This window comes from Catenulispora yoronensis, from assembly GCF_039531695.1.
Lineage (GTDB): Bacteria > Actinomycetota > Actinomycetes > Streptomycetales > Catenulisporaceae > Catenulispora > Catenulispora yoronensis.
This window is the reverse complement of record NZ_BAAAQN010000135.1, coordinates 1-1,637: the sequence shown is the minus strand read 5'-3', so window position 1 is coordinate 1,637 and position 1,637 is coordinate 1. Positions and strand designations below refer to the sequence as shown.

Sequence of the window (1,637 nt, the reverse complement as noted above, 5' to 3'; positions counted from 1 at the left end):
GAGCCTGTTGTCTTTCCGAACGTGGCTGGTGGTGGGCCATGCTTTGGGGTGGTTCAGGGTTGATCGGTGCATGAGTGCAGGGCCTTCCGTGTAGCTCGATGAGTGTCTAAGTCCTCGAGCGGGAAGGCCCTGCTGGTTTATGTTCTACGGTGCTGCACCCGGTTTAGGCAACGAAGAGGGCTTCTCCGGCGTTTCGTGCGATTGTCTGGCTCATCGCTTCGGTAACGCCGGTGACCAGCCGGTGCGGACGCCGGTGTATCCGACGGATCTGACCGATGCGCAGTGGGCACAGGTCTTGCCGCTGGTGCCGGTGCCGGCGTGGATGGGCGGGCGGGGCGGCCGGCCGGAAGGCTACTGTCACCGGATCATGATCGATGCGATGTTGTATGTGGTGGACAACGGCATCAAATGGCGGGCGATGCCGGCCGATTTCCCAGGCTGGGAGGCGGTCTACCGGTTCTGGCGCCGCTGGCGTGACCAACACCTGCTGACGGTGCTGCATGATCGGCTGCGTCGTGCTTGCCGGGTGGCTGATGGACGCGATCCCGAACCCTCGGCGGCGGTGATCGATTCGCAGTCGGTGAAGGCCGCGGAGACGGTGGCAGCCACCGATCGCGGGTTCGACGCCGCCAAGAAGGTCAACGGCACCAAGCGGCATATCGCTGTGGACACCAGCGGGCTGCTGCTGGCGGTGATGGTCACCGGCGCCGATGTGCCAGACCGCGACCAAGGGCTACCGTTGCTGGCCCGGCTGGTGCAGGCGTGTCCGAGCGTGGCCAAGATCTGGGCCGATGGCGGGTATGCCGGGGCGCTGGTGACCATCGTCGCCGCCACCTTGCACCTGGTGTTGGAGATCGTCAGGCGTCCGGCCGGGGCTCGCGGTCTGGTGGTGCTGCCGCGCCGCTGGGTGGTGGAGCGCACCCTGGCCTGGCTCACCCGCGCCCGACGGCTGGCCCGGGACTACGAGCGCAGACCGGAAAGCCACGAGGCGATGGTGCAAGCAGCGATGCTGCCGGTCATGACCCGCCGCCTGGCGCGAAAGCCCCCGACGGCAACTCACTGAGCCAACCGGTGGCCACCAAACGCTTAAGCCGGTAACGCAACCCCTCCACCACAGACCTGGAGGACTCCCACCCCAGCGCTGCCGCCACCTGCCCGGCCCGCAACGGACCACCGGCATCAACCACCGCCTGCCACACCGACCGATACTTCACCGGAAGATCCACCCCGCCCATCCCGACCTGCCACATCGGCACCGATCCCCGACCAGCACCGGCGCCGGCATCAGCACCGGCTGCCGCGAGCACATCAACAGCCTGCAGCGCCGTACTGCCACGACCACCCTCGGCCAACACCGCGGCCAACGTCGCCCTGGTAATCACCGCGCGCTCCAGCTCCGACTCCGCCTCAGCCAACTCCACAGCCACCAGCCCCGCCCGCTCCCGCAACCCCTCCACCCGCGCCCGCACCGCCACCTCATACGCATCAAGCAACTGATCCACCGACACCACGACTGCCTCCCACAGAATCGGACCGACCCCCCACCCCGAAACTGCCACAAACAACGAACCCCCACACGCCCCAAGCACACCTATTTCCCCAGCTCAAAGACCCCGTTCGGAAAGACAACAGGCACT

General features: G+C 67.0%; 2 protein-coding genes. One reads left to right on the top strand and one right to left on the bottom strand.

Features of this window, described 5'->3' with window-relative positions; translation table 11 throughout:
* Nucleotides 1-139 precede the first annotated feature (139 nt).
* Entirely contained in the window at nucleotides 140-1,063 is a 924-nt protein-coding gene (locus ABD481_RS46340; protein WP_344672314.1) for an IS5 family transposase, read from the top strand.
* Here the strand turns inward: ABD481_RS46340 and ABD481_RS46335 are convergent.
* Nucleotides 1,017-1,511: a hypothetical protein gene (locus ABD481_RS46335; protein WP_344672313.1), complete on the bottom strand. Its 495-nt coding sequence runs from the start codon at nucleotides 1,509-1,511 to the stop codon at nucleotides 1,017-1,019. The genes ABD481_RS46340 and ABD481_RS46335 overlap by 47 nt on opposite strands.
* Between the last annotated feature and the right edge of the window lie 126 nt (nucleotides 1,512-1,637).